This is a genomic window from Gordonia gummivorans (assembly GCF_022513585.1).
Classification (GTDB): domain Bacteria; phylum Actinomycetota; class Actinomycetes; order Mycobacteriales; family Mycobacteriaceae; genus Gordonia.
This window is the reverse complement of sequence record NZ_JAKWBF010000002.1, coordinates 217044-241010: the sequence shown is the minus strand read 5'-3', so window position 1 is coordinate 241010 and position 23967 is coordinate 217044. Positions and strand designations below refer to the sequence as shown.

The 23967-nt window shown below is 66.6% G+C and carries 22 protein-coding genes; 15 read left to right on the top strand and 7 right to left on the bottom strand.

The annotated features are described in order from the left end of the window. From pgeF to MKW15_RS02900, 8 genes are all read left to right on the top strand, one after another. Positions 1-753, top strand: a complete 753-nt coding sequence (pgeF, locus tag MKW15_RS02935; protein ID WP_240856001.1) for a peptidoglycan editing factor PgeF — start codon at positions 1-3, stop codon at positions 751-753. Then, a complete protein-coding gene (locus MKW15_RS02930) occupies positions 746-1513 on the top strand; it encodes a YggS family pyridoxal phosphate-dependent enzyme (protein ID WP_240856000.1) in 768 nt (255 codons plus the stop codon). The genes pgeF and MKW15_RS02930 overlap by 8 nt, the downstream gene beginning before the upstream one ends. A gap of 102 nt (positions 1514-1615) precedes the next feature. Then, positions 1616-2371, top strand: coding sequence for a cell division protein SepF (locus MKW15_RS02925; protein WP_240855999.1), 756 nt, complete (start codon positions 1616-1618; stop codon positions 2369-2371). A gap of 482 nt (positions 2372-2853) precedes the next feature. Continuing rightward, positions 2854-3186 carry a YggT family protein gene (locus MKW15_RS02920; RefSeq protein WP_240855998.1) on the top strand — a complete coding sequence of 111 codons (333 nt, stop codon included), beginning with the start codon at positions 2854-2856 and terminating at the stop codon, positions 3184-3186. A gap of 341 nt (positions 3187-3527) precedes the next feature. Beyond that, a complete protein-coding gene (gene wag31, locus MKW15_RS02915; protein ID WP_240855997.1) occupies positions 3528-4346 on the top strand; it encodes a DivIVA-like cell division protein Wag31 in 819 nt (272 codons plus the stop codon). A 31-nt stretch (positions 4347-4377) separates the two neighbouring features. Further along, positions 4378-5019: a hypothetical protein gene (locus MKW15_RS02910; protein WP_240855996.1), complete on the top strand. Its 642-nt coding sequence runs from the start codon at positions 4378-4380 to the stop codon at positions 5017-5019. Positions 5020-5352: 333 nt separating this feature from the next. Further along, a complete protein-coding gene (gene ileS, locus MKW15_RS02905) occupies positions 5353-8514 on the top strand; it encodes an isoleucine--tRNA ligase (protein ID WP_240856067.1) in 3162 nt (1053 codons plus the stop codon). A 219-nt stretch (positions 8515-8733) separates the two neighbouring features. Beyond that, positions 8734-9741 carry a hypothetical protein gene (locus MKW15_RS02900; protein ID WP_240855995.1) on the top strand — a complete coding sequence of 336 codons (1008 nt, stop codon included), beginning with the start codon at positions 8734-8736 and terminating at the stop codon, positions 9739-9741. Positions 9742-9904: 163 nt separating this feature from the next. Here the strand turns inward: MKW15_RS02900 and MKW15_RS24340 are convergent, their stop codons facing one another. Then, positions 9905-10030, bottom strand: coding sequence for a hypothetical protein (locus MKW15_RS24340; RefSeq protein WP_276614520.1), 126 nt, complete (start codon positions 10028-10030; stop codon positions 9905-9907). Between the two features lie 126 nt (positions 10031-10156). Here MKW15_RS24340 and MKW15_RS02895 point away from each other — a divergent pair, with 126 nt between their 5' ends. The 4 genes from MKW15_RS02895 (at position 10157) to sigJ (ending at position 14669) form a co-directional block, all read left to right on the top strand. After that, complete coding sequence (locus MKW15_RS02895; RefSeq protein ID WP_240855994.1) at positions 10157-11047, top strand: alpha/beta hydrolase family protein; 891 nt, start codon at positions 10157-10159, stop codon at positions 11045-11047. Then, positions 11044-12495: an MFS transporter gene (locus MKW15_RS02890; protein WP_240855993.1), complete on the top strand. Its 1452-nt coding sequence runs from the start codon at positions 11044-11046 to the stop codon at positions 12493-12495. Before MKW15_RS02895 ends, MKW15_RS02890 begins: the two co-directional genes overlap by 4 nt. A 90-nt stretch (positions 12496-12585) precedes the next feature. Further along, positions 12586-13776, top strand: coding sequence for an NAD(P)/FAD-dependent oxidoreductase (locus tag MKW15_RS02885; protein ID WP_240855992.1), 1191 nt, complete (start codon positions 12586-12588; stop codon positions 13774-13776). Beyond that, positions 13773-14669: an RNA polymerase sigma factor SigJ gene (gene sigJ / locus MKW15_RS02880; protein WP_240855991.1), complete on the top strand. Its 897-nt coding sequence runs from the start codon at positions 13773-13775 to the stop codon at positions 14667-14669. Before MKW15_RS02885 ends, sigJ begins: the two co-directional genes overlap by 4 nt. 139 nt (positions 14670-14808) lie before the next feature. Here sigJ and MKW15_RS02875 read toward each other — a convergent pair whose 3' ends face one another. Further along, entirely contained in the window at positions 14809-15501 is a 693-nt protein-coding gene (locus tag MKW15_RS02875) for a TetR/AcrR family transcriptional regulator (RefSeq protein WP_240855989.1), read from the bottom strand. A 128-nt stretch (positions 15502-15629) separates the two neighbouring features. Between MKW15_RS02875 and MKW15_RS02870 the strand changes: the two genes are divergently transcribed. After that, positions 15630-16076 carry a nitroreductase/quinone reductase family protein gene (locus MKW15_RS02870; protein WP_240855987.1) on the top strand — a complete coding sequence of 149 codons (447 nt, stop codon included), beginning with the start codon at positions 15630-15632 and terminating at the stop codon, positions 16074-16076. A 77-nt stretch (positions 16077-16153) separates the two neighbouring features. Then, entirely contained in the window at positions 16154-17527 is a 1374-nt protein-coding gene (locus MKW15_RS02865) for a DNA polymerase IV (protein WP_240856055.1), read from the top strand. Between the two features lie 245 nt (positions 17528-17772). Here MKW15_RS02865 and MKW15_RS02860 read toward each other — a convergent pair whose 3' ends face one another. Further along, positions 17773-18744, bottom strand: a complete 972-nt coding sequence (locus MKW15_RS02860) for an asparaginase (protein ID WP_240856049.1) — start codon at positions 18742-18744, stop codon at positions 17773-17775. Positions 18745-18894: 150 nt separating this feature from the next. Between MKW15_RS02860 and MKW15_RS02855 the strand changes: the two genes are divergently transcribed. Continuing rightward, a complete protein-coding gene (locus tag MKW15_RS02855; RefSeq protein ID WP_308221003.1) occupies positions 18895-19449 on the top strand; it encodes a WKL family lipoprotein in 555 nt (184 codons plus the stop codon). Positions 19450-19521: 72 nt separating this feature from the next. Here the strand turns inward: MKW15_RS02855 and MKW15_RS02850 are convergent, their stop codons facing one another. The 4 genes from MKW15_RS02850 to MKW15_RS02835 are packed head-to-tail and all read right to left on the bottom strand — an operon-like array spanning position 19522 to position 23898. Beyond that, positions 19522-20664 (bottom strand): CoA transferase, encoded by a 1143-nt coding sequence (locus tag MKW15_RS02850; RefSeq protein ID WP_240855985.1) that lies wholly within the window; start codon positions 20662-20664, stop codon positions 19522-19524. Between the two features lie 16 nt (positions 20665-20680). Next, on the bottom strand, positions 20681-21907 hold the full coding sequence (locus MKW15_RS02845) for an acetyl-CoA C-acetyltransferase (RefSeq protein ID WP_240855984.1): 1227 nt from the start codon (positions 21905-21907) through the stop codon (positions 20681-20683). A gap of 34 nt (positions 21908-21941) precedes the next feature. After that, positions 21942-22688, bottom strand: a complete 747-nt coding sequence (gene fabG / locus MKW15_RS02840) for a 3-oxoacyl-ACP reductase FabG (protein ID WP_240855982.1) — start codon at positions 22686-22688, stop codon at positions 21942-21944. A gap of 28 nt (positions 22689-22716) precedes the next feature. Next, positions 22717-23898 (bottom strand): acyl-CoA dehydrogenase family protein, encoded by a 1182-nt coding sequence (locus tag MKW15_RS02835; protein ID WP_240855981.1) that lies wholly within the window; start codon positions 23896-23898, stop codon positions 22717-22719. Between the last annotated feature and the right edge of the window lie 69 nt (positions 23899-23967).

The following is a 23967-nucleotide window of genomic DNA, read 5'->3' as shown; positions in this document are numbered from 1 at the left end:
ATGCGGGTGCGTCGTGTGGTCACCACCCGGGCCGGCGGCGTCTCCGCGGCGCCCTACGATTCGTTCAATCTGGGCGACCATGTTGGTGACGATCCGAAGTCCGTGGCGGCCAACCGGATTCGGCTGGCAGAACAGATAGGGGTGGCACCGGGGTCGGTGGTCTGGATGGAACAGATCCACAGCCGCACGGTGACGGTTGTCGACGCCCCGGTCACCGCGCCGGTGCCCGCGACCGACGCGTTGGTCACCACCACGCCCGGTCTGGCGCTGGCCGTGTTGAGTGCCGATTGCGTTCCGGTTCTGCTCAGCGACGACGAGGCCGGCGTGATCGCGGGAGTGCACGCGGGCCGCGTCGGTGCCCGCATCGGGATCATCCCGGCCACCTTGCGTGCCATGGTCGAACTCGGCGCGCAGGTCGAGCGGATCGGCGCGTTCCTGGGGCCTGCGGCCAGTGGCGAACGGTACGAAGTGCCGGCCGAGATGCAACAGGATGTGGACAAGCACCTGCCCGGCAGTGCCTCCCGAACCACAAGAGGCACACCGGGTCTGGACTTGCGGGCGGGTCTGCGCAGGCAACTCCTGCACGCCGGGGTGGGTGCGGTCGCGGTGGACCCGCGGTGCACGATCTCCGACCCCACGCTGTTCAGCCATCGACGCGGCGCCCCCACCGGACGGTTGGCGTCGGTGATCTGGATGGACCCCGACCTGGAGCCGGTTGCGGGTGACGCCGAGTCCGGAGACGGCGATGCCTGAGGGCGACGATCACGCCGGGGACGGGCCGAGTCCGGACGCGCGAAGCACCGAGTTGGCCGAGCGACTGAAGCTTGTGCAGGAGCGATTGGCGACCGCCGTCGACTCCGCCGGACGCACACCGGGATCGGTGGAACTGCTTGTGGTGACAAAGTTCTTCCCGGCGTCGGACGTGGAGCGACTCATCGAACTCGGCGTCCGCACGTTCGGTGAGTCCCGCGAGCCGGAGGCGGGTCGCAAGATCGCCGAGGTGCGGGCCGCGTCGGCGACACCGCCGCCGACCTTCGACATGATCGGGTCTGTGCAGACCAAGAAAGCGGGCGGTGTCGCGCGCTGGGCCCGGCAGGTTCAATCGGTGGATCGAACGAGGCTGGTCGACCGTCTCGCCGATGCCGCGGCGACGGCACTCGACGATGGCGATCGCGACGCGCCGCTGGGCGTGCTGCTGCAGGTGAGCCTCGACGGGGACCCGCACCGAGGTGGCCTGGTAGAAGGCGACTTGTCGGCAGTCGCCGAACGCGTTGCCGAGCAGGAAGCGCTCGACCTGCGGGGACTGATGGCGATCGCACCACTTGCCGGCGACGCGGACCGCTGGATGTCCGAGCTCGCGCGAATCCAGCACGACTTCACTGCGCGATTCCCCGACGCGCGAGTGCTGTCGGCGGGAATGTCGGGCGACCTCGAAATCGCCGTCGCACATGGCTCGACATGCGTGCGTGTCGGAACCGCGATCATGGGGGAACGGCCGCTACTCTCTCAGTAATCACATTGGTAACAACAGAACCAAAGTGCACAAACAAAACATCGTCAACACAAGCAACACAGGCACGGCTGCGCAGCGGAGTCGCACGACAGGGAGGCCGACATGACCACGATGCAGAAGTTCAAGGCATATTTCGGCATGGTGCCGCCGAGCGAGTACGAGGATGACTACCTCGACGAGTCGGTTCCGCCCATGCGCGGCTCGCAGCGCGGTTACCGGGACGATTATCGCGGGGCCGACGATTACCGGGATGACTACCGCGACGATTACTACGCGGGCGACGGCGGTTATGAACCCGGCTACGGTGAGCCGCTGCGGGCGGTCGGATACCGCGACGCCGACCTCGCCTACGTCGAGGACCGTCGTTTCGCCGGCGGATACGAACCCGAGTACGCCTATGCCGGCGCACGTCCGACCGCCGAGTCCATGGATCGGGTCCGCCCGACCGCCGACATGCGCGGCGGCCGCCTCGAGCCGCTGCAGCGTTCGAGCAACTCGGCGCTGCGCTCCGCCGCCGGATCGCGGCCGATGAGCGCCGAACAGCGTGCCGAGCTCGAGCGGGTGTTCGCCGACAGCCCGCTGCAGAAGATCACCACGCTGCGCCCGTCGGACTACAGCGAGGCACGCACGATCGGTGAGCGCTTCCGCGACGGCAACCCCGTCATCATGGACCTCGTCGACATGAGCAACGACGACGCCAAGCGCCTCGTCGACTTCGCCGCCGGACTGGCCTTCGCACTGCGCGGATCGTTCGACAAGGTCGCCACCAAGGTGTTCCTCCTGTCGCCGGCCGACGTCGATGTCTCGGCAGAGGATCGTCGAAAGATCGCCGAGACCGGTTTCTACAACCACAGCTGACTCGGGTCCCTGACCTCCGCAATTTGTACCCACCAGGCCGGCCAAGTGGACAATCCACTTGGCCGGCCTGGTGCGTACAGACTTCCGTCGGCCTCACTCGACGAGGTCGGTGACCGTCCCCGTGAGCTGGGGAAATGCGTCGGTGCCGTGCTCGCAAAATCTAGGGGAAGAACTTCTTCCCCGAGGTTCACAGTCGTCCGCGAGGATCTTCTAGGGGAGGACACCAAGGGTAGGGAAAGGTTCTTCCCCTACTTTCTGCCCCTGCTTGTTGAGTCGTCCGCGAGAAAATTCGCGGGGAGGACTCCAGAAGTAGGGGACGAGTTTCTTCCCCTACTTTTGTGCCGGCGGAGATCGGCCTCCCGTGAGCGAAGGTGACCTCACGCGCGGCCGCGCCCTAACAGTCGCCCGACTTCTGGTGAGTACTGACCTGCGACGACGTGGCCGATTCGCCCTCTGTCCGACTTTTCAGGCAATCTTGACGTGTGGCGGTTATCTGGGGTGTCTTGTATTTCCTCTTGCTGATCTTCTGGCTGCTCCTGTTGGCTCGGCTCGTGGTGGAACTGGTGCGAACTTTTGCTCGCGAATGGCGCCCGACCGGTGTGACGGTGATCATTCTCGAAGTGATCTTCACGAGCACCGACCCGCCGATCAAAGCGCTTCGCCGCGTACTGCCCCCGATTCCGTTGGGCCCGGTCCGGCTCGATCTTTCCCTGATGATCGTGATGATCGTCGTCATCATCGCCATGAACATCGTGTCTGGCCTGCGCAATCAAGCAATGGCGTCGGCTCTTGCGATGGCAACCGGCCTGATCTGAAACCTGCTGTCGGCACATTCATGCCGACGATCGGTACTCCCGTACCACGATTGGTCGACCTCGAAATCCCAGGTGGCTATCGTGCGAATGGTGTGATGTTCTACCGTTAAATGTCATCATCGAGTGACCGTTTCATTGCGAGAGCGCATCGAAGCACTGCAACGAACGGTTCGGATGTGACAGGATGGGACGCCAGTTACAGATTTTGACTGGTATGTATGAGTAGTGCAGCCTGGAGAATGGGTCGAGAGACCGGACACATGGATCCGGCGACCCGGCCCGCCCGGGCTGCGCGTCCCGCAAACTGAAGACAAGCTCCAAACGACATGAGGGGAACCGACATGCGGCTGACACCAGCTGATGTGCACAACGTCGCGTTCAGCAAACCGCCTATCGGTAAGCGCGGCTACAACGAGGACGAAGTAGACCAGTTCCTCGACTTCGTCGAGGCGGAGCTGGCGCGCCTCATCGAGGAGAACTCGGATCTGAAACAGCGCGTCGAAGAGCTCGAAGGCGAGCTGGCCGACGCCAAGTCGTCGGGCGGTACGCCGACGACCGACGACCGTACTCAGGCGTTCGCCGTCGCCACCCCCGAACCGACTCCTGCTCCGGCCCCGGTCGCAGCACCCGTCGCGCCGGTGGACGACGACTCCAACGTCCGCGCCGCGCGCGTGCTGGCGCTGGCCCAGGACACCGCAGATCGTCTCACCGGAAGCGCACGCGCCGACGCCGACGCAATGCTCGCTGACGCCCACTCGCGGGCCGACGCGATGGTCTCGGAGGCGCAGACCAAGTCCGACAGCATGCTGGCCGACGCGCGCCAGCGCTCCGAGGCGATCCTCGCCGACGCGCAGACCCGGTCGGAGGCTCAGCTCCGACAGGCTCAAGAGCGGGCCGACGCACTGCAGAGCGACGCCGAGCGCAAGCACAGCGAGATCATGGGCACGATCAATCAGCAGCGTGGTGTTCTCGAAGGCCGCATCGAGCAGCTCAAGACGTTCGAGCGCGAGTACCGTACCCGCCTGAAGACCTACCTGGAGTCTCAGCTCGAAGAGCTGCAGCAGCGTGGCAGCGCCGCGCCGGTGGAGAACGGACGTCCCGACGCGTCGTTCTCGAGTGACCCGGGCAGCGGTGGGTACAGCAGTTACTCGCCGAGCTGAGCTCGCGTCGAACACAGACTAGGCAGGTGACGTGCTGACCTTGGCTTTGGCCGCGACCCTCGTCGGGTTCGTGTTGCTCGTCCTCGGTCTGATCACCGGTCAGGTGTGGCTTGCCGTCGCCTGTATCGTCATCTGCCTCGTCGGGCTGGCCTTCCTGCTGGTCGATGTGATCGGTTCGGGTCGCCGTGGGTCTCGGTCCATCGAAGAGATGGTGCCGGGCGCCGGGGACGACGAACCGGATCAAGACGATCGCGATGGGGGCGAGAGCCGCGTACCGCACGACTCGGACCGCGGCGATTCTCATCCGGTCGAATCCGAGCCGGATGTGGCGTCGCCCGGTACAGCGGGAATCCGCGGAGACGAAGGCACCGACAGCGGCCGACACGCAGCATTGCCGGCCGAGCCGAGTCCCGAACCTCCCCGAGAAGGTGGACTGCAGGACTACCTGCGATCCGTGGGCGGCGAGTTGCCTCCCCAGAGGACATCTCCACCGCCGCCTCGTCCAGCGGGCGGTTATGGTCCTCCGCCGGGCGCTCGGCCGCCGGGGAACCGATCTGGGCCGCCCCAGATGCCCCCGATGTCTCCGGGGTCCGCGCCGCGGCGCCCAGAGCAACCTCAACCGAAGCCCAAGTTCGACCCGCTCGATCCCAATTGGCGTCCGCCACTCGACTGATAGATGGATTGGCTACCGACGGCGAGCGGTCGCTACACTGGACTGCGCATTGATCCGGCCATCACCGGGGAGCACCTGGAAGAACAGACTCGCGGCTGATTTTCGCGATTCCCAGTAGAACCAGGCGGGAGTGGCCCGTGACAGCCACCGAACCATGATGGTTCATGAGCGGCGTCGGCCCCGGCCGGCGCAAGCGGGGTGGTACCGCGCAGACCTCAGGTGTGCGTCCCCGTGCCCGATACGACTGGCACGAGGAGACCTACCGTGAGCGACGCGGACAGCCCCCATGCGGACAACGCAGCACAATCCCAACGGGTGTACCCGCTGGTCGACATGACCGACGGCACCGGACGCAGCGCTCCGTCCTTCCCCGACGTCGAGCAGCACGTCCTGCGCTATTGGGATTCCGACGACACCTTCGCCGCATCGATCGTTAATCGTGCCGACGCCGAAGAGTTCGTGTTCTACGACGGCCCGCCGTTCGCCAACGGACTCCCGCATTACGGCCACCTGCTCACCGGCTACGTCAAGGACGTCGTCCCGCGCTACCAGACCATGCTCGGGAAGCGCGTCGAACGACGCTTCGGCTGGGACACCCACGGTCTGCCGGCCGAACTGGAGGCCGAGCGTCAACTCGGGATCACCGACAAGGCCGAGATCGAGAAGATGGGCGTCGAGAAGTTCAACGACTTCTGCCGCGATTCCGTGCTGCGCTACACCGGTGAGTGGCGTGACTACGTGACCCGGCAGGCGCGCTGGGTGGACTTCGACAACGACTACAAGACGCTCGACATCGACTTCATGGAGTCGGTGATGTGGGCTTTCAAGCGACTCCATGACAAGGGATTGATCTATCAGGGCTACCGGGTGCTGCCCTACAGCTGGTATGAGCAGACGCCGCTGAGCAACCAGGAATCGAAGCTCGACGACGCCTACCGGATGCGTCAGGACCCGGCCGTCACCGTGCGGATGCCCTTGCGTGCGCCCGGTTCGCCGCTCGACGGCGTCAACGCCCTCATCTGGACGACGACTCCGTGGACCCTGCCGTCGAACCTCGCCATCGCCGTCAATCCCGAGATCACGTACGTGCATGTGAAGGCCGCCGACGGACAGCAGTATCTGCTCGCCGAGGCGCTGCTGGGCAGCTACGCCAAGGAGATCGCCGAACCGGAAGTGTTGGGGACGTACCAGGGTCGCGACCTCGAGAACCTCTCCTACGAACCGCCGTTCGACTTCTTCACGGGTCATCCGAACGCGCACCGGACCCTGTTGGGTGACTACGTCACCACCGACAGCGGTACCGGAATCGTGCACCTCGCACCGGCTTTCGGTGAAGAGGACATGGAGCTGGCCACCGCCAACGGCATCGAGGTGGTGCAGCCGCTCGATCCGGGCGGACGCTTCACCGCGCAGGTGCCGCCGTACGAGGGCCTGATGGTCTTCGACGCCAACCCGGTGATCATCAAGGATCTCAAGGGTGCCGACAAGATCGTGCGCCACGAGACCATCGAGCACTCCTATCCGCACTCCTGGCGATCGGGAAAGCCGTTGATCTACATGGCGGTTCCGTCGTGGTTTGTCGCGGTCGATCCGATCAAGGACCGGATGATCGAGCTGAACAAGCAGATCGTCTGGTCTCCGGAACACATCCGCGACGGGCAGTTCGGCAAGTGGCTCGAAGGTGCCCGGGACTGGAACATCAGCCGTAACCGCTTCTGGGGAGCGCCGATTCCGGTATGGATCTCCGACGATCCCGAGTACCCGCGCATCGACGTATACGGCTCGATCGACGACCTCGAACGCGACTTCGGCGTGCGTCCGACCAATCTGCATCGCCCGTACATCGACGAGCTGACCCGGCCCAACCCCGACGACCCGACCGGCAGGTCGACGATGCGTCGGGTGCCCGAGGTGCTCGACTGCTGGTTCGAGTCCGGTTCGATGCCGTATGCGCAGGTGCATTACCCGTTCGAGAATGCGGCGTGGTTCGACGGGGCGAGCGAAGCGACGGGGGAATGTCACGGGAATGACCTCACCCCGGCGCACAACCCGGGCGACTTCATCGTCGAATACAACGGTCAGACGCGTGGCTGGTTCTACAACCTGCATGTCCTGGCCACCGCGCTGTTCGACCGCCCGGCGTTCAAGAGCGTGATCGCGCACGGCATCGTCCTCGGTGACGACGGACAGAAGATGTCGAAGTCCAAGCGCAACTACCCCGATGTCAACGAGGTCTTCGACCGCGACGGCTCGGACGCGATGCGCTGGTTCCTGATGGCCTCGCCGGTGCTGCGCGGCGGCAACCTGGTGGTGACCGAACGCGGCATCCGCGAGGGTGTCCGACAGGCGTTGCTGCCGTTGTGGAACAGCTACAGCTTCCTGCAGTTGTACGCCGAGCGTCCCGCCACATGGCGGACGGATTCGACGCATGTGCTGGACCGCTACATTTTGGCCAAGCTCGCGGTGACCCGGGACACCATGACGGAGGCGCTCGACGTCTACGACATCGCCGGTGCGTGCGAGTCGTTCCGCGAATTGGTGGAGTCCCTGACCAATTGGTATGTGCGACGCTCCCGTTCACGGTTCTGGTCGGGTCAGGACGCCGATCCGGATGCCTTCGACACGCTGTACACGGTGCTCGAGGTGGCCTGCCGGCTGGCGGCTCCGCTGTTGCCGCTGGCGACCGAGGCGATCTGGCGCGGGCTGACCGGGCAGCGGTCGGTCCACTTGACGGATTGGCCCTCGGCCGAGGAACTGCCCGCCGATGCCGACCTCGTCGCGGCCATGGACGACGTGCAGCAGGTGTGCTCGACGGCGTCGAGCGTCCGCAAGGCCAACAAGCTGCGGGTGCGGCTTCCCTTGCCGCGCTTGACCGTTGCGTCGCCGACCGCGGATCGGCTGCGCCCGTTCACCGGCCTCATCGCCGACGAGATGAACGTCAAGGACGTCACTCTCTCGACCGACACCGCCGACTACGGGCGATTCGAGCTGGCGGTCAACGCGCGCGCGGCGGGCCCGCGTCTGGGCAAGGATGTGCAGCGGGTCATCAAGGCGGTCAAGGCCGGAAACTGGTCGGTGCGTGCGGATGCCGACGGCACGGACGTGGTCAGCGCCGACGGCATCGACCTCGTCGAGGGTGAGTACTCGCGCAAACTCGTTGCGGTCGAACCAGATTCGACTGCCGAGCTTCCAGGCGGACGTGGTCTCGTGGTGCTCGACACCGCCGTCACCGAAGAACTGGAGTCCGAGGGCTGGGCCAAGGACCGTGTCCGCGAACTCCAGGACGCCCGACGCACCCTCGGCCTGGACGTGTCCGATCGCATCGAGGTCCGACTCGTTGTGCCCACCGAGCGCCTCGCGTGGGCGCAGCGCCATGCCGACCTGATCGCCGGTGAGGTGCTTGCCGTGCGGTTCGACGTGGCCGACGCCGCCGAGTCCGGTGCGGGAGCAATCGAACTCGGTGACGACGTGAGTGCCGACGTCACCAAGGCCTGATTGTTCCCTCCGCTCCCTGAGGTGTGAGGAGCAGCTGGCGACGAGCCGTTCTTCCGCTCCCAGAGGTGCTCGAGGCGCTAGCCGAGAGCCTCGAAGGGCCTGGTGAGACGACATTGTCATCTCACCACGGGCTTCGAGGCTCGCAGGCTCGCGCCTCAGCCGGCGGGTGGGGGCGCAGCCGGCGGAAGATGGTCCGGTGAATTGTCGTGCGTAGCGACCATGCTCGCGCAGACGCCGCTGCTGACCGGCATGCCTGCCTCGGCGTCAGACCTCGAACGGGTCGACATCGACATGCAGACCGTTCTCGACTTTCTGGAGAGCGTCGTCGCCGCCCCCGGTCGTCTCGACGAGCACGCTGACCTGCTCGAGTCGCTCGGCCCGTTCTGGTTCCTCCGGCGTCGGCTGGCCGACGGCATCCGGCTTCTTCGGCACGCTGCCGCCACCTGTACAACCGGTGCGTGCACACCGCGTACGACTGCGGTGGTCACCCTGTCGCTGGGGTCTGCGCTGGCCTACAGCCAATCCGCCGAGGAGGCGCACGAGCTGCTGACCTCCTACACCTTCGACGACGTCGAGAGAATCGTCGTGGCCGGCGACCGGGACCCGGAGAGAAGAACGATCCGACTTGCATCCCTGGCCCTGGCCGCGTGGGTCGGTGACGACCACGCACTCGCGGGAGACTACGTCGCGCGAGCTGCCGCTTCGCTCAGCTCGGCGTCGGACGGAATCGTCGCGCTCGTCACCGCGACGTCGGCTTTGTGTGAGCTGGTGGCCGGTGAGATGGCGGCGAGCCTGGAGCACGCGCACACCGCGCTGGCACTCAGCACCGAACGCGCCGACCCGCTGGCGATGCATCTCGCGGCAGTGGTCATGGGTATCGGGTCCTTGTTCGACGGAGACCCCCGCATGGGGTTGCGCTGGAACGACCAGGCGTTCCGTGCCTACCTCGACGCGGGCGGCGTGCAGATCTGCGACACCGTCGAACAACGCGGAAATCACCTTGCGGCGGGCGGTGAGATCACGCGCGCCGCCCACTCGTTCGCGGTGTCGCGCGCCTACGCCACCGACGCCGGCATGGACTGGCCGCGCCTTCCGTTCACCCACGACGCGATCCGAGGCTGCCGAGATAAGGACAACGCCGGTTTCGAAGCGGGGTGGCGAACCGGCTCGGCGGCGGCTCGCGAGGCGATGCGCACTGGCGATCACGAGCGGTTCGTCGGCATGTGAGCACTTTGTGAGGACTCCGCGGTGTCCTGGTCTCAGCGCCAACCACCACAACCACGGAGATTCCCATGACATCGAGACTGGCATTTGCCAACGAAGAGTTCGACGGACAGTTCAGCCGCACCTTGCAGGCCTCCGCCGTCGGCGCCGCCGACCTCGGCGAGGCCTACTCGACCGCGCACGCGATCGGCGGCAAGTACCGGCCGGAGCGCTGGTACTCGCAATGGATCGCCCGCGCCGAGTCGGTGCGTGACGCCGCGGAGACCGCCCACACCGCGGGCCACCTCGTCACCGCGCACCTTGCCTACCTGCGGGCGTCGGAGTACTACCGACAGGCGTTCTTCTACCTGCGGTCCGACCTCGACGACCAACGACTACAGGATGCGTTCGCGGCGCACCGGACCACGTTCGGCCGGCGATGGAATTGCTGCCGCACACCGCGAACCCGATTGTCGCCGAGAACGTGTCGATCGCCTACACGGGCATCGACGGTCGACGCACCGACATCCATGCCTGGCTGTTCCGGCTGTCGGCCGACGTCGAACGACCGCGCCCGACGATCGTCATGCCTGCCGGCTACGATTCGACCGCCGAGTCGGGTTGGGGGTTCGCGCAGGGCGCGCTGGCTCGCGGATACAACGTGCTCAGCGTCGAGGGGCCGGGCCAGGGTGCCAGTCTCATCCTTGACCGTGTCTATTTCCGCCCCGACTACGAATCGGTGCTCGGCCAGATCCTCGACCGGGTGGTGACGCTTCCCGGCGTCGACACCGATCGGCTGGTCGCCGTCGGCCGCTCGTTTGCCGGCTACCTCGTCCCGCGCGGTGTCGCAGGAGAGTCGCGGTGGGCCGCGATGGTGTGCGATCCGGCGCAGCCGGATATGGGCGCAAAGATCCCCGGCGGCTGGAAGGAACGCGTCGCCGCACCGCTGATGACCCTGATCAGCAAGGTCAGCCGCGAACGTCGCGAGTTCTTCACCTCACGCATGGCCTGCCACGGTCTCGATACCATCGCCGACTACCTCGACGAACTCAAGCGCTTCACGATGATCGACCGGGCCGCCGAGATCAGCTGTCCCACCTTGATCGTCGAATCGCCGAACGATCCGGTCGGTGGGCAGGGCCGGGATCTGTTCGACGCACTCACCGTCGACACCAAGGAACTCTTTGCGCCCGACCCCGAGTCGGGGGTCGACGGTCACTGTGGCGGTCTGGGACAACGGGTCTGGGACGCGGTCGTCTACGACTGGCTCGACGGGGTTCTGGCGCATGCTGCCAACCGCACGGGTTCTGTGGTCGGCGGTGTGCGATGAGCGCCCTGTCACCACGCCGCACCCGACTCGCCGGGAACCGGTGGCTGACGCTGCTGGCGATGACCGGTGCGTTGTCGATGATCATGCTCGATCAGACGGTCGTCACCGTGGCGTTGCCCTCGATGACCCGGGATCTCGGATCGTCGTCGTCGGGGCAGCAGTGGGTGGTCAACGCCTACGTGCTGGCCATGGCGGCGTGCGTCGCCCTCGGCGGCAAACTCGGCAGCCGCTACGGTGCGGTCACGTGCTTCCGGCTCGGTGTGACCGTCTTCTTTGTCGCCTCGATCTTCTGCGGTCTCGCACCAGGCGGCGGTGGGGAAGCGTGGATTCTCGTCGCACGCGCCGTTCAGGGTCTTGGTGCCGCACTGATGATGCCGGTGTCGGCGAAGATCGTCATGGACGCTTTTCCCGTGTCGGAGCGGGGTCGGGCCATGGCGGTGTATGCCGGTGTGTCGCAGATCTTTCTGGCGATCGGACCGCTGCTCGGCGGGGCGCTCACCGAGTGGATCAGCTGGCGGGCCGTGTTCTGGCTGAACGTGCCGGTCGGGGTCGCCGCCCTGATCCTCGTCGCCGTCGCCCGCCCCGACGACACGCGCAACGGCGATGAGAAAGTCAGCATGGGCGCGGCCGTGCTGCTGGTCACCGGCCTGTCGCTGACAGTGCTGGGTCTGCAGCAGGGCAGCACGTGGCACTGGACCTCGGTGGCGACCATCGGCTCACTGGTGGCCGGCCTCGTTCTTACCACCACGTTCGTGGTGACTCAATGGCGCAGCGCTGCACCGCTTGTCGCGGTCCGCATGTTCGCGCGTCGTGCGTTCAGTGCGAACCTCGTGACGCTCGGGTTCGTCCAGTTCTCGCTGCTGTCGGCGATCCTGTTCTCGACTCTCTACCTGCAGGACCTCCTGCACATGAGCCCGATGAAGGCCGGCCTGGCGTCGTTGCCGCTGATCCTGCCGATCACCGTCGCCGCCCAGATCGGCGGGCGGTGGTACGACCGTGCCGGCAACCGGCCGCCGGTGATCACCGGTCTGGCGATCGCGACCGTCGGAATGCTCTGCTGGACACTGGCCCTCCCGCATCTCGACTACGCGGCCCAGGTGCCGGGCATGATCATTACGGGATTCGTTCTCGGACTGGTGTTTTCGCCCAGCAATACCGATGCGCTGTCCCGCGTCAGCGCCGACGAACTGAGCCAGGCGTCGGGCATCGTGCAGACGATCCGCCAACTGGGTGGGACGTTGGGCGTCGCGATCATCGGGTCGATCGTGCTCGGTGTCGAACATCAGGCAACCCGCACACCGATCCCGCAGCACGCGGCCGATGCCATCACCGTCGGATTCTGGCTCGCCACCGCGGTGTTCGCGCTCGCGCTGGTGTGCGCAATTGCCTTCTTGTCCAAGGAGCGGATCACCGCGGGGGAGGCGCCGGTTCCGGAACCGGCCGTCTGACCGGATATGTGATCTGGACCGCTCGATGTCACATTCGATGGAGTAGCGGTGTCTTGAGGTTGTCACGCTCAGCCGAGAAGAGGAGCAACCATGAGCACACCGCAGTCATCCACCGTTGTCGTCGTCGGTGGTGGTTACGCAGGCACGATGGCCGCCAATCGGATCGCCGGCCACGACGGTGCCCAGGTCATCCTGATCAACCCGCGCCCACAGTTCGTGCATCGCATCCGGTTGCACCAGTGGGCCACCGGTACCGGCGACGCCGCAGTGGACTACGGCACGGTACTCGGTGAGCGGGTGCGGCTCGTCGTCGACGCGGTGACGCGTATCGACGTCGCAGCCGGGCGGGTGGAGTTGGAGTCGGGCGATGCGTTGCCGTACGACCACCTTGTCTATGCAGTGGGCTCCACGGGCGTCGCGCCGTCGACCATTCCCGGAGCTGCCGAACACGGCTATCTCATCGGTGAATGGGAAGCGGCACAGGCACTTCGGAGTCGGCTCGAGGGAACGTTGCCGGATGCGCCGACGACCGTCGTGGGTGGCGGACTGACCGGGATCGAGATGTCCGCCGAGTTGGGCGAGGCTGGTCGTCAGGTCAGGCTGGTCTGCCGCGGCGAGGTGGCGACGTCCTTCGGGCCGCGCGCGCGACGCCGCGCCCGGGCGAAGCTGCGCAAGCTCGGTGTCGAGCTGATCGAAGAACACCGCGTCGCGTCGGTGGCTGCCGATACGATCACCATCGTGGGTGACGACGGCGTAGCGCAGATCCTGCCGAGCACAACGACGATCCTCGCTGCCGGGTTCGGGGTCCCCGGCATCGCGGCAGCCAGCGGTCTCACCACCGACGCGCTCGGCCGACTGATCACCGATGAGACGCTGACCAGCGTCGACGATCCGCGGATCGTCGGTGCCGGCGACGCGGTGGCACCGTCGGGGCAGCCATTTCGGATGAGTTGCCAGGCGGCCAACCAGCTCGGACCGCACGCCGCCGACACGGTGCTCGCGCGGCTGCGCGGCAAGCAGCCGGCACCGGTGTCGGTCGCGTTCGTCGGGCAGTGCATGTCACTCGGCCGCCACGGTGCGGTCGTACAACTCACCCGCCGTGACGACACCCCACGTCGGACCGTGATCTCCGGGCGGACCGGTGCGGCTGTCAAGGAGATGGTGTGCCGCAGTGTCGCCTGGGGTCTTCGGATGGAGGCACGCCGACCGGGATTCATGCCGTCGGTCGGTGGGCAGGAACGCGTGGTCGGGGAGCCGCTCACCTCCGAGGTGAGGGCATGACATCCGACGAGGAGCACGCTCGTCTCTTCGTCGAGCTGCGTCCCCTTCTGTTCACGATTGCCTACGAGATCCTCGGAACCGCAACGGAATCCGACGACGTCCTGCAGGAGAGCTATCTGCGCTGGGCCGACGCGGATCTGTCCGGCATCCAGGACACAAAGGCCTATCTGGCAAAGGTGGTCACTCGGCAGGCGCTCAACGCGGTACGCAGCCGGTCGCGCCGCCGGGAGGACTACGTGGGGCCGTGGCTGCCCGAGCCGATCCTGCTCGACGAGCACGATCCGTCTCGTGATGTGGTTCTCGCAGAATCGGTCTCGACCGCGATGCTCGTGGTGCTCGAGTCGCTGTCGGCGGACGAGCGTGCCGTGTTCGTCCTTCGTGAGGTCTTCGGGTTCTCCCACGACGAGATCGCGTCGATGCTCGACAGATCGTCGGATGCGGTGCGGCAGATGGCACATCGGGCGCGCAAGCATGTCGAGGCGCGTCGTCCCCGGTATCAGCCCGCCGATGCTGCCGTCGTCGGCGATGTGACCGCGGCCTTCCTGATGGCGGCGTCCACCGGCGAGGTGGGGCCGTTGATGGAGGTGTTGGCACCCGACGTGGTCTGGACCGCCGACAGCGACGGCAAGGCCACCGCCGCTCGTCGCCCGATCCATGGGGCCGACGCCGTCGCACGACTGCTGGTAGGGATGTCACGCGTAGGCGCGCAGCATGACCTTGACACCGATCTCGTGGCAGTGAATGGTCTGCCCGGGCTGGTCGTCCACCTCGACGGTGAGTTGGCCGGAGTGTTCTGGTTCCACGTCGTCGACGGCCGGATCGAAGAGATCTACGCGATGCGCAATCCGGACAAGCTGGCGGGGTTGGCGCACCGTCGGGAGATCGCTCGCTGACTCGAAGAGTACTGCCTTCGGCCTCCTGAACTGCGGCAACACCATCCACGTGCCCAGGAATCGAGTTGGGTTGGAGAACGCGAGTGCTGCAGCACTCTGTTCTCCGATTCGGCTCGGGTGCACGGCGAACTGAGGTGGGTCAGGCGAACAGGTGAGACAGGGCGAGGTCGATCTGTGCTGCGAACAGTGATTCGGGGTCGGTGAAGGTGTCGGCACCGTACTGTCCGAAGACCTCCAGGCTGACCGCTCCGATCAGCGTTGCCCAGATGGTGGTGGCGGCAAGCATCTGGCCGGGTGGCAGGCGAAGGTCGAATTCTGTCCCGATGGCGTCCATTTCCGCAGTGGATACCGTTGTGGGGCAATAGATGTCAGTCCGTAGGGCACTTGCGTCGTACGCATCGGAGAGTTGGCGGAGAACCGCGCCGACGACACGTGTGCCCGGCCCGACCGTCTGTTCGGCCGGAGCCGCGTATCCGGGAACCGGGCTGCCGTACAACAGCGCCCATCGGGCAGGATCGGCCACTGCCCATCGCCGAACCGCGAGAGCCATTGCCAGGATTCGCTCGCGATTGGTCCCGTCGGCCGCTGCCGCGGCGTCGACCGTGTCGGCCAGGTCGGTGTAGGCCTCGACGACCAGCAGCGTGAGCAGGTCGTCGCGGGACGGCACGTAGCGGTAGACCGCGGACGAGACGACGCCGAGATCGCGCGCGATGGCCCGCAGCGACAACCCTGCCGCGCCGTACGTGGTCAGCTGCTCGCGACCGAGTCGACGGATCTCCGCCTCCATCGCTGCGCGGTTCTCGGCCCGTTTGCTTCTCGTCGTGGTGCCCATGAGGAGATCCTGCCAGAAAAGCGAGAGCACTGCTCTTGATTTGCCGTGACACGTGGTGCACACTTGGAAAAGAGAGCGGTGCTCTCCAATTTCTCGACATAGTACTTCGACCTCACAAGGGGGCAGACATGAACGACACGCACTACATCCCGCCCGCCGGCTCCGACCGCACCTTCAGCCGCGCGGTGCGCTGGCTCGCCGACCGTGGCGTGAATCTGGCCGGCGCGGAAACCCTTACCGTCGTCGGACGCGTCAGCGGGCAACCGCAGCGTGTGCCGGTGAATCCGCTGACGTTCGACGGAGGGGAGTACCTCGTCGCGGTTCGCGGTGAGGCGCAGTGGGTCCGCAATGCGCGCGCGGCGGCAACCGCGGAGCTGCGTCGCGGCCGCAAGCGCCGCACGGTGGCCCTGCACGAGATCGAGGCCGCCCAGCGGGTGCCGGTGTTGCGTGCGTACCTGAAGAAGTGGGGCTGGGAGGTCAAGCGGTTCCTCCCGGAAGGTCTCACCGTCGACGCCACCGACGAGGAGCTCGCTGCCCATGCCCACCAGCTGCCGGTCTTCGCGATTGCGGGCTGAGAGGCCCGTCATACGATGCTGGGGTGCCACCCGACGAATCGCCGACCGCCCCCGACGAGCGGAGCGCGCGCTGGGTGATGCACCTGGACATGGATGCGTTCTTCGCCTCGGTGGAACAACTCACCCGGCCGACACTGCGCGGACGTCCGGTCCTGGTCGGCGGAACCGGTGGGCGCGGTGTGGTCGCCGGTGCCAGCTACGAGGCCCGCGCCTACGGGGCGTCGTCCGCGATGCCGATGCATCAGGCCCGACGCCTGGTCGGTCCGACTGCGGTGGTGGTTCCGCCGCGTGGGGCCGTGTATCGGGTGGTCAGTGCGCGCATCTTCGCTCTGGTGCGCCAGGCGGTTCCGGTGATCGAGATGCTGTCCTTCGACGAGGCATTCGCCGAACCGGAAGAGCTCATCGGCGCGACCGCACAGACGGCAACCGCCTTCGCCCAACACATCCGGGCGAGAATCCGGGCCGAGGTCGGGCTGGCGGCGTCGGTCGGGCTGGGCAGCGGCAAACAGATCGCGAAGATCGCCTCGACGCTGGCCAAACCCGATGGGGTGATGGTCATTCCGCCGTCGAAGGAGATGGACTTTCTCCACGAGCTGCCGGTACGCAAGCTCTGGGGGATCGGACCGGTCTCCGGCGACAAGTTGTCGAGGTTGGGCATTGCCACCATCGGCGACCTTGCCGCGATGTCGCCGATCGAGGTGTCCTCGGTGCTGGGTGCGACGGTGGGTCCGGCGCTGCATCGGCTCGCACAGGGCATCGACGACCGCCCGGTCGCGGAACGGTCCTCGGCCAAGCAGATCAGCGCCGAATCCACCTTCGCCACCGACATCGTCGAACTCGCCGATCTCCGGCATGCGATCGATCGTGCCGCGACCGATGCCCACCGACGATTGCTCTCAGACGGACGCGGTGCGCGCACGATCGTGGTGAAACTCAAGCGGTCGGACATGTCCGTGCTGACGCGTTCGACCACTCTTTCCGCCGCCACCACCGACCTCGACGAACTCGGCCGTGCCGCACAGCGTTTGGCGCTCGATCCGCGCTCGGTGGGTCCGATCCGGCTCGTCGGCGTCGGCTATTCCGGACTCAGCGACGTTCAGCAGTACGCACTGTTCGTCGACCCGGCCGACGGTGATCAGATCCACGCCGAGGACACACTGTCGGACGCTGCCCCGAACGGTGCTGCCCCGGAAGGTGCGGACCCGCCGGCTGAGCCGTCGGCCGAGAACACCTCACGCGCAGCTCATCTCGTTCCAGGCAGAGACGTGTTCCACGTCGACTACGGGCACGGTTGGGTGCAGGGCAGTGGCCACGGCGTGGTCACGGTGCGCTTCGAGACACGCACCACCGGTCCGGGCCGTACCCGTACCTTCACGCTCGATGACGAATCGCTCGCGCTCGGGGACCCGCTGGCCAGTCTCGACTGGCCGGATGTGGCGGAGTCTGAATAGCGCTCGGCGGCAACCTGATTGGGCCAGGTCGTCCATGGTTCGGTGACCGGGCCGCCTTTCCTCCGCTCCCCACTTCCGCTCCCCGGGGTGCTCGGGGCGCTGGCCGATGCCCCCATCCGCTCCCTGAGGTGCTCTCGGCTAGCGCCTCGAGCACCTCAGGCAGCGAAGGTTAGCTCCGCTTCCACGGATCCAGGCTCAGGCAACGGGTTGCCTTCGCAGGCATCGGGGTTGATTCGGTGACCGCATCAGTTGCGGAAGAACTCGGCGATCCCGGCCGGGGAAACCTGTGCGGTCAGCAACGCGACAAGCGCCATTCGTGCCTGAGGTGCGCGCAGCCACGGCGACACGATCGCGCCGGAGCGTTCGAGATCCACCGCACCGCCGCCACCGCCATAGGTCGCGTGAACCTCGCCGTACGGGACTCGTGAGGTCACCACCACGGTGACGCCACGCTGCACGGCCAGCGCGACCTCGGCGGTGATGTCGGGATGCGAGTTCGCCGATCCGGTCCCGCCGAGCACGATGCCGGCGGCGTTCTGCGCCACCGCGGCCGCGATCAAACCTGGGGAGACCCCGGGATAGAGCGTGAACGCGTCGACCCGCGCGAACCGACCCGACGGGACAGGTCCCGCCAACGTGGGGCGCGGCAGGTCGGCGCGGACGGTGTCGAAGGCGACGGGGTCGGTGGTCGACACCTTGAAGGCTCCGCGCGCGGCGACCACATGGCCGCCCAGGGCGATCAGCACACCGCGACCTCGGTTTACGGGGTCCGCAGCGACCGTGAGCGCTGCGGCTACATTGGCCGGTCCGCCCGCGTCGGGGTGGTCGGCGGGGCGTTGTGCGCCGGTGAACACCACCGGCCGCTCGTCGGTGGCGTACAGATCCGCGAGGAACGCGGTCTCTTCCATGGTGTCTGTGCCGTGGGTCACCACGACCCCGCGCACGGCGGGGTCGTCGAGGGCATCGGCGATGGCCCCGACGATCGCGTACTGGTCGGCCATGCCCATCGCCGAGGAATCCACCGACATGAGGTCGACGGTGCGCACCGGCATCGTCGGCAGGTCGGTGGCCACCAGCATGTCGCCGGCGGCGAGGGTGGGAACTGCGCCGTCGGCGGTTGCCTGGGATGCAATCGTTCCACCTGTGCTGATCAGCACAATCGTCCCGACTCCGAGAGCCGCAGGCTCGTCGGGCAAGGTCGGATTCTTATTGCACATGGAGATCATCATCCACCGGCCGTCAAGGGTGGCGGTGAGCGTCGCCCGGCCGCGTTTGTTGGGCACCCGGCCAACTTTTGGCATAGTGGTGTGGGCTCTCGCCGAAGGTGGACGGAACCCCACCCGCAGACAAGACAGTGAGGGAGATCGTTGAAGTTTTCGAAACTCGTAAGCGCGACCATGATCGCGGGTGCGCTTCTGGGCGTTGCCGCCTGCGGCACCGACGACAGTGATGCGCCCCCGACGGTGGCGACGTCCTCGTCGACCAACAGCACCGGTGCCGCTGATCAGCGCACGGACGGCAGCAAGCCGCCATCGGCCGCGACCATCGAGGCCATGATCAACGAGGCCCTCGACCCCAACGTCCCCAACTCGCAGAAGGTGCTGCTCGTCGAGGGCGCCGAGAAGGACCCGGACATCTTCGACAAGCTCGTCGAGGCCAAGAACGAGAATCCGGGCATCACCTACAAGGTGACCAACCCGCCGATCCGTCAGGGGCCGAACAAGGCGCGCGTGTCGGTCGAGGTGACCACCGAGGGCAACCCGCCCACCCCGATCGAGGCGACCATCGTCTACGAGGACGGCCGCTGGAAGCTCTCGAACGCGACGGTGTGCACCCTGCTGTCGGCATATCAGGTCAAGAGCGCGATGTGCCCCGGTAAGAGCACCTCGTCACGCAGCAGCGCGGCTCGGCCCTCGAACTGACCGCAGATACTCGGCCCGGCGTTCTGGTGAACGCCGGGCCGGTGTCATGTCTGCGATGTCATGTGTGCGCTGTCATGTTTGCGGAGTGTGGGCTCCCAGGTCGGCGGCGGGGCCGGTGAAGAAGTGCTCGCCGTCGAAGGCCGCGGGCAGGCCGGCGGCGAGGTACGTTCCGATCCCCGGTTGGTCGAGCCCGGCGAACATCGGGTTGTCGGCAAGAACGCCGGACGACACGACCTCGTCGAAGGAGCGGTAGCGTTCCGACAGCACCGATGATTCGTCGAGCGCAGCGGTGACGATGTCGGTGGAGCGATCGGCAAACCACTTGCGGAACAACGCGTTGAGTACGTGGCGATGGGTGTACCGGTCGGATTCGCGGGTGAAGTCGGCGCCGAGCGAACCCGCGAGCGCGTCGATCACCGATTTTGTCTCGGTGATGCGCACCAGATCCCGAAAGTGTCTTGGGGTCAGTGCGACGAGCATGAATCGATCGCCGTCGGCGGTGACCACATCGGTGCCGTAGGTGCCGTATACGTCATTTCCGGTGGCCGGCCGCGACGACGAATTGACCTGCGGTTCGGTGAGATAACCCAACGCACTCGCGATCGACAGCGCGGTGTCCTCGAGCGGCAGTCGTATACGGCTGCCTGCGCCCGTCTGCTCGCGTCGTCGGATCGCCGCCGTGATGGCCAGTGCCGCATACAGTCCGCACACCACATCCCAGGCGGGCAGGACGTGATTGACCGGTCCGTTGTGATCGAGGGGACCGGTGATCATCGGAAAGCCGAGTCCCGCGTTGACGGTGTAGTCGACAGCCGGTGAGCCGTCGGAACCGCCGAGCAGTTCGAGTGTGATGACATCGGCGCGCCGGGCCGCCAGGGTGTGGTGGCTCATCCACTCGCGTCCGCCGGAGTTGGTGACGAGAATGCCACCGCCAGGACCGGATTCGGTCACCAACCGCTGCACCAACGCCTGCCCCTCGGCGGAGCGCAGGTCGGCGGTGACCGACTTCTTGCCTTTGTTGAGGCCGGTCCAGTAGATCGATGTCTCACCGTCGTCGGTGAGCGGCCACCGATTGATGTCGGCCGCGCCGCCGATCGGATCGACGCGAATCACCTCGGCACCGAGCTGCGCGAGCGTGAGGCCACACAGCGGCGAGGCCACGAAACTCGAGATCTCGACGACGCGTATCCCGTCGAGCGGTCTCGGTGAACCCATGTCCAGGCCCTTCCGTTCAGACTGCTTCGACGACGGCAGCGAGTCCTTGGCCGCCACCTATACACATGGTGACCAGTCCGCGTCCACCACCGCGACGGTGCAGTTCGTGCAGAAGGGTGGTGGTCATCCGGACGCCGGTCGCGCCGATCGGGTGTCCGAGGGAGATGCCGGAGCCGTTGACGTTCAAGCGATCCTGATCGTCCCACTTCCATCCCTCGAGGACGCTCAGCACCTGCACGGCGAATGCCTCGTTCAGTTCGACCAGATCCAGCGAGTCGAGAAGTGCCGCAGCGGAATCGAATCCGGATCGCGCGGCCAGCTTCTCGGTGGCCGGGACCGGGCCGATCCCCATCCGGGAGGGGTCGCATCCGGCCGCCGCCCAGCCGTTGAGATACCCGATCGGTTCCAGGCCCAGTTCGTCCAGGGTGTCCTCGGCGACGATGAGGCACGCTGCCGCTGCGTCGTTCTGCTGGCTGGCGTTGCCGGCGGTGACGGTGCCGTCGGGCATCAGAGTTCGCAGCTTGGCCAGTGATTCCGCAGTGGAGTCCGGCCGGACGCCTTCGTCGCGGGCGAAGACGACGGGGTCCTTCTTTCGTTGCGGAACGCTGATCTCGACGATCTCGTCGTCGAACCGCCCGGCGTCCCAGGCTGCGGCGGCGCGCTGGTGGCTGCGCGCGGCGTAGGCATCGGCCGCATCACGGGTGATGCCGTAATCGCGAGCGAGGTTCTCGGCGGTCTCGATCATTCCGGAGATCTCGCCGAACCGCCAGACCGGTTGGGAGCGTTCCCGTCCGCGGTCGAGCCGGTCGTACATGGTGACGTTGCCCGAGCGCGCACCCCACCGGTTTGTGGTGGAGTAGTACTCGATTCGGCTCATCGACTCGACGCCGCCGGCCAGGACGGCGTCGGCGGCACCCGTCTGCACCATCATCGCCGCGGTGGCCAGCGACTGGAGTCCGCCGCCGCAGCGGCGGTCGAGTTGCATGCCGCCGACCGAGATCGGGAGATCGGCGTGCAATGCGATCCATCGTCCGACGCACGGAACCTCGGAGTTGGCGTAGGACTGGGCGAAGACGACGTCGTCGATGCGGTCGGGGTCGATGCCGGAGCGGTCGACGACGGCCCTGACGACAGCGGCGCCGAGATCCTCGACGGGCACGTTGCGCAGTGCGCCGCCGAAGGTGCCGACGGCAGTGCGTGCCGGTGCGACGATCGCGGCCCGGCGCAGGGAAGTGGGGGTCATGATGGTGTTCCTCTGGTGCTCGATCGTTGTGCGTTCACATGAACCGGCCGCCGGTGACCTCCATGACGGTGCCGGTCATGTAGGAGGACAGGTGGGTGGCCAGGAACAGTGCGACGGATGCGACCTCGGTGACCTCGCCGGCCCGGGCCATCGGGATCTCGGCCATCTTCTGATCCCACGCCTTCTGCGGCATGGCCTCGGTCATCGCCGAGCGGATGAGGCCGGGCTGGATCGCATTGACCCGAACACCATGGTGCGCCAGCTCTTTTGCGGCCGCCTTGGTCATGCCGACGATTCCGGCCTTGGCCGCCGAGTAGTTGGTCTGACCGACCATCCCGACCTTCCCGGACAGCGACGACAGATTGACGATGGCGCCACTCTTGCGCTCGCGCATGATGGCCGCGGCCTTGCGGGTGCCGTTCCAGGTGCCCTTGAGGTGCACATTGATGACCTGGTCGAACTGCTCCTCGGTCATGGTGCGCATCGTTGCGTCGCGGGTGATGCCGGCGTTGTTGACCATCACGTCGACGGGTCCGAAATGTTCTGCCGCCGCGGCCAGTAGCGCGTCGACGTCGTCGCCGACGGTGACGTCGCAGCGCACTCCGACCCCGACGCCGGCTCCACCGAGTTCGACGGCGGCCTTCTCGGCGGCCTCGGCGTTGATGTCGCCGATGATCACGCGCGCGCCTTCATCGACGAAGAGCTGGGCGATCGCGAAGCCGATTCCCTGTGCGGCGCCGGTGATCACGGCGGTCTGGTCTTTCAGGAGAGGTCCGGGCATGGTGATTCCTGTCTGGTTGGATGCGGCTCTACTTGGATGCAGCGCGAATGAGGTTGCCGCCGATGATGAGTCGCTGGATTTCGCTGGTGCCCTCGTAGAGGCGGAGCAGCCGGACGTCGCGATAGATCCGTTCGACGGGGACCTCACGCATGTAGCCCGTGCCGCCATGCACCTGGACGGCCAGATCGGCGACCTTGCCGGCCATCTCGGTGCAGAAGAGTTTGGCCGCCGACGGTGCGGTGCGTCGATCTTCGCCGGACACGTACTTGGCGGCCGCGTCGCGCACCAACGCGCGCCCGGCCATGACTCCGGTCTGCTGGTCGGCCAGCATCGCCTGAACCAATTGGAAAGAGCCGATGGGCTTTCCGCCCTGAGTCGCGCTCGCGGCATACTCGACCGATTCGTCGAGCGCGCGTTGCGCGGCACCCACGGCGAGCGCGGCGATGTGCACACGGCCCCGAGCCAGGGAGGTCATCGCGGCCTTGTAGCCGGTGTCCTCGTCACCGCCCACAAGGGCCGAGGCGGGGACACGGACACCGTCGAACGAGACGTCCGCGGTCCAGGCGCCCTCCTGGCCCATCTTCTTGTCCTTGACGCCGACCTCGACCCCGGGAGTGTCGGCCGGGACCAGGAAGACGGCGATACCCGTGCCTGATTCGTCGGCCGGGCGGGTGCGCGCGAACACGACGAAGAGGTCGGCGATGGGGGCATTGGTGATGAACCGCTTCTGGCCGTCGATCACCCAGTCGTCCCCGTCGCGGGTCGCCTTGGTCCGCAGGCCTGCCGGATTGGAGCCTGCGCCGGGTTCGGTGAGCGCAAACGACGCCACGACGTCGCCGGAGGCGATGCGTTCCAGCCATTCGGTGCGCTGTTCGTCGGTGCCGAAGTTCACCAGCACCTGCCCGGCGATGCCGTTGTTGGTGCCGAACATCGACCGCAAAGAGAGCGTCGTGTAGCCGAACTCCATGGCCAGCTCGACGTCCTGCGTGAGGTCGAGGCCCAGACCGCCCCATTCCTGGGGGATCGCGTAGCCGAAGAGGCCCATTTCGGCAGCCTGAGCACGCAGGTCGTCGGGGATGGCGTTGGTTTCCATGATCTCGGTCTCACGCGGGACGACCTTGGTCCGGATGAAGTCGTGGACGACGGTGCGAATCTGGTCGAAGTCGTCCGCGCTGACGACGGGGGTGTGGGGGAGTGCTGAAGCGGGCATGGCTCGAAATTATCAAAAAATGAGCCCTCTGGCTAGAAGTGCCAGCAAAAGTCCACCATATGGACGCAA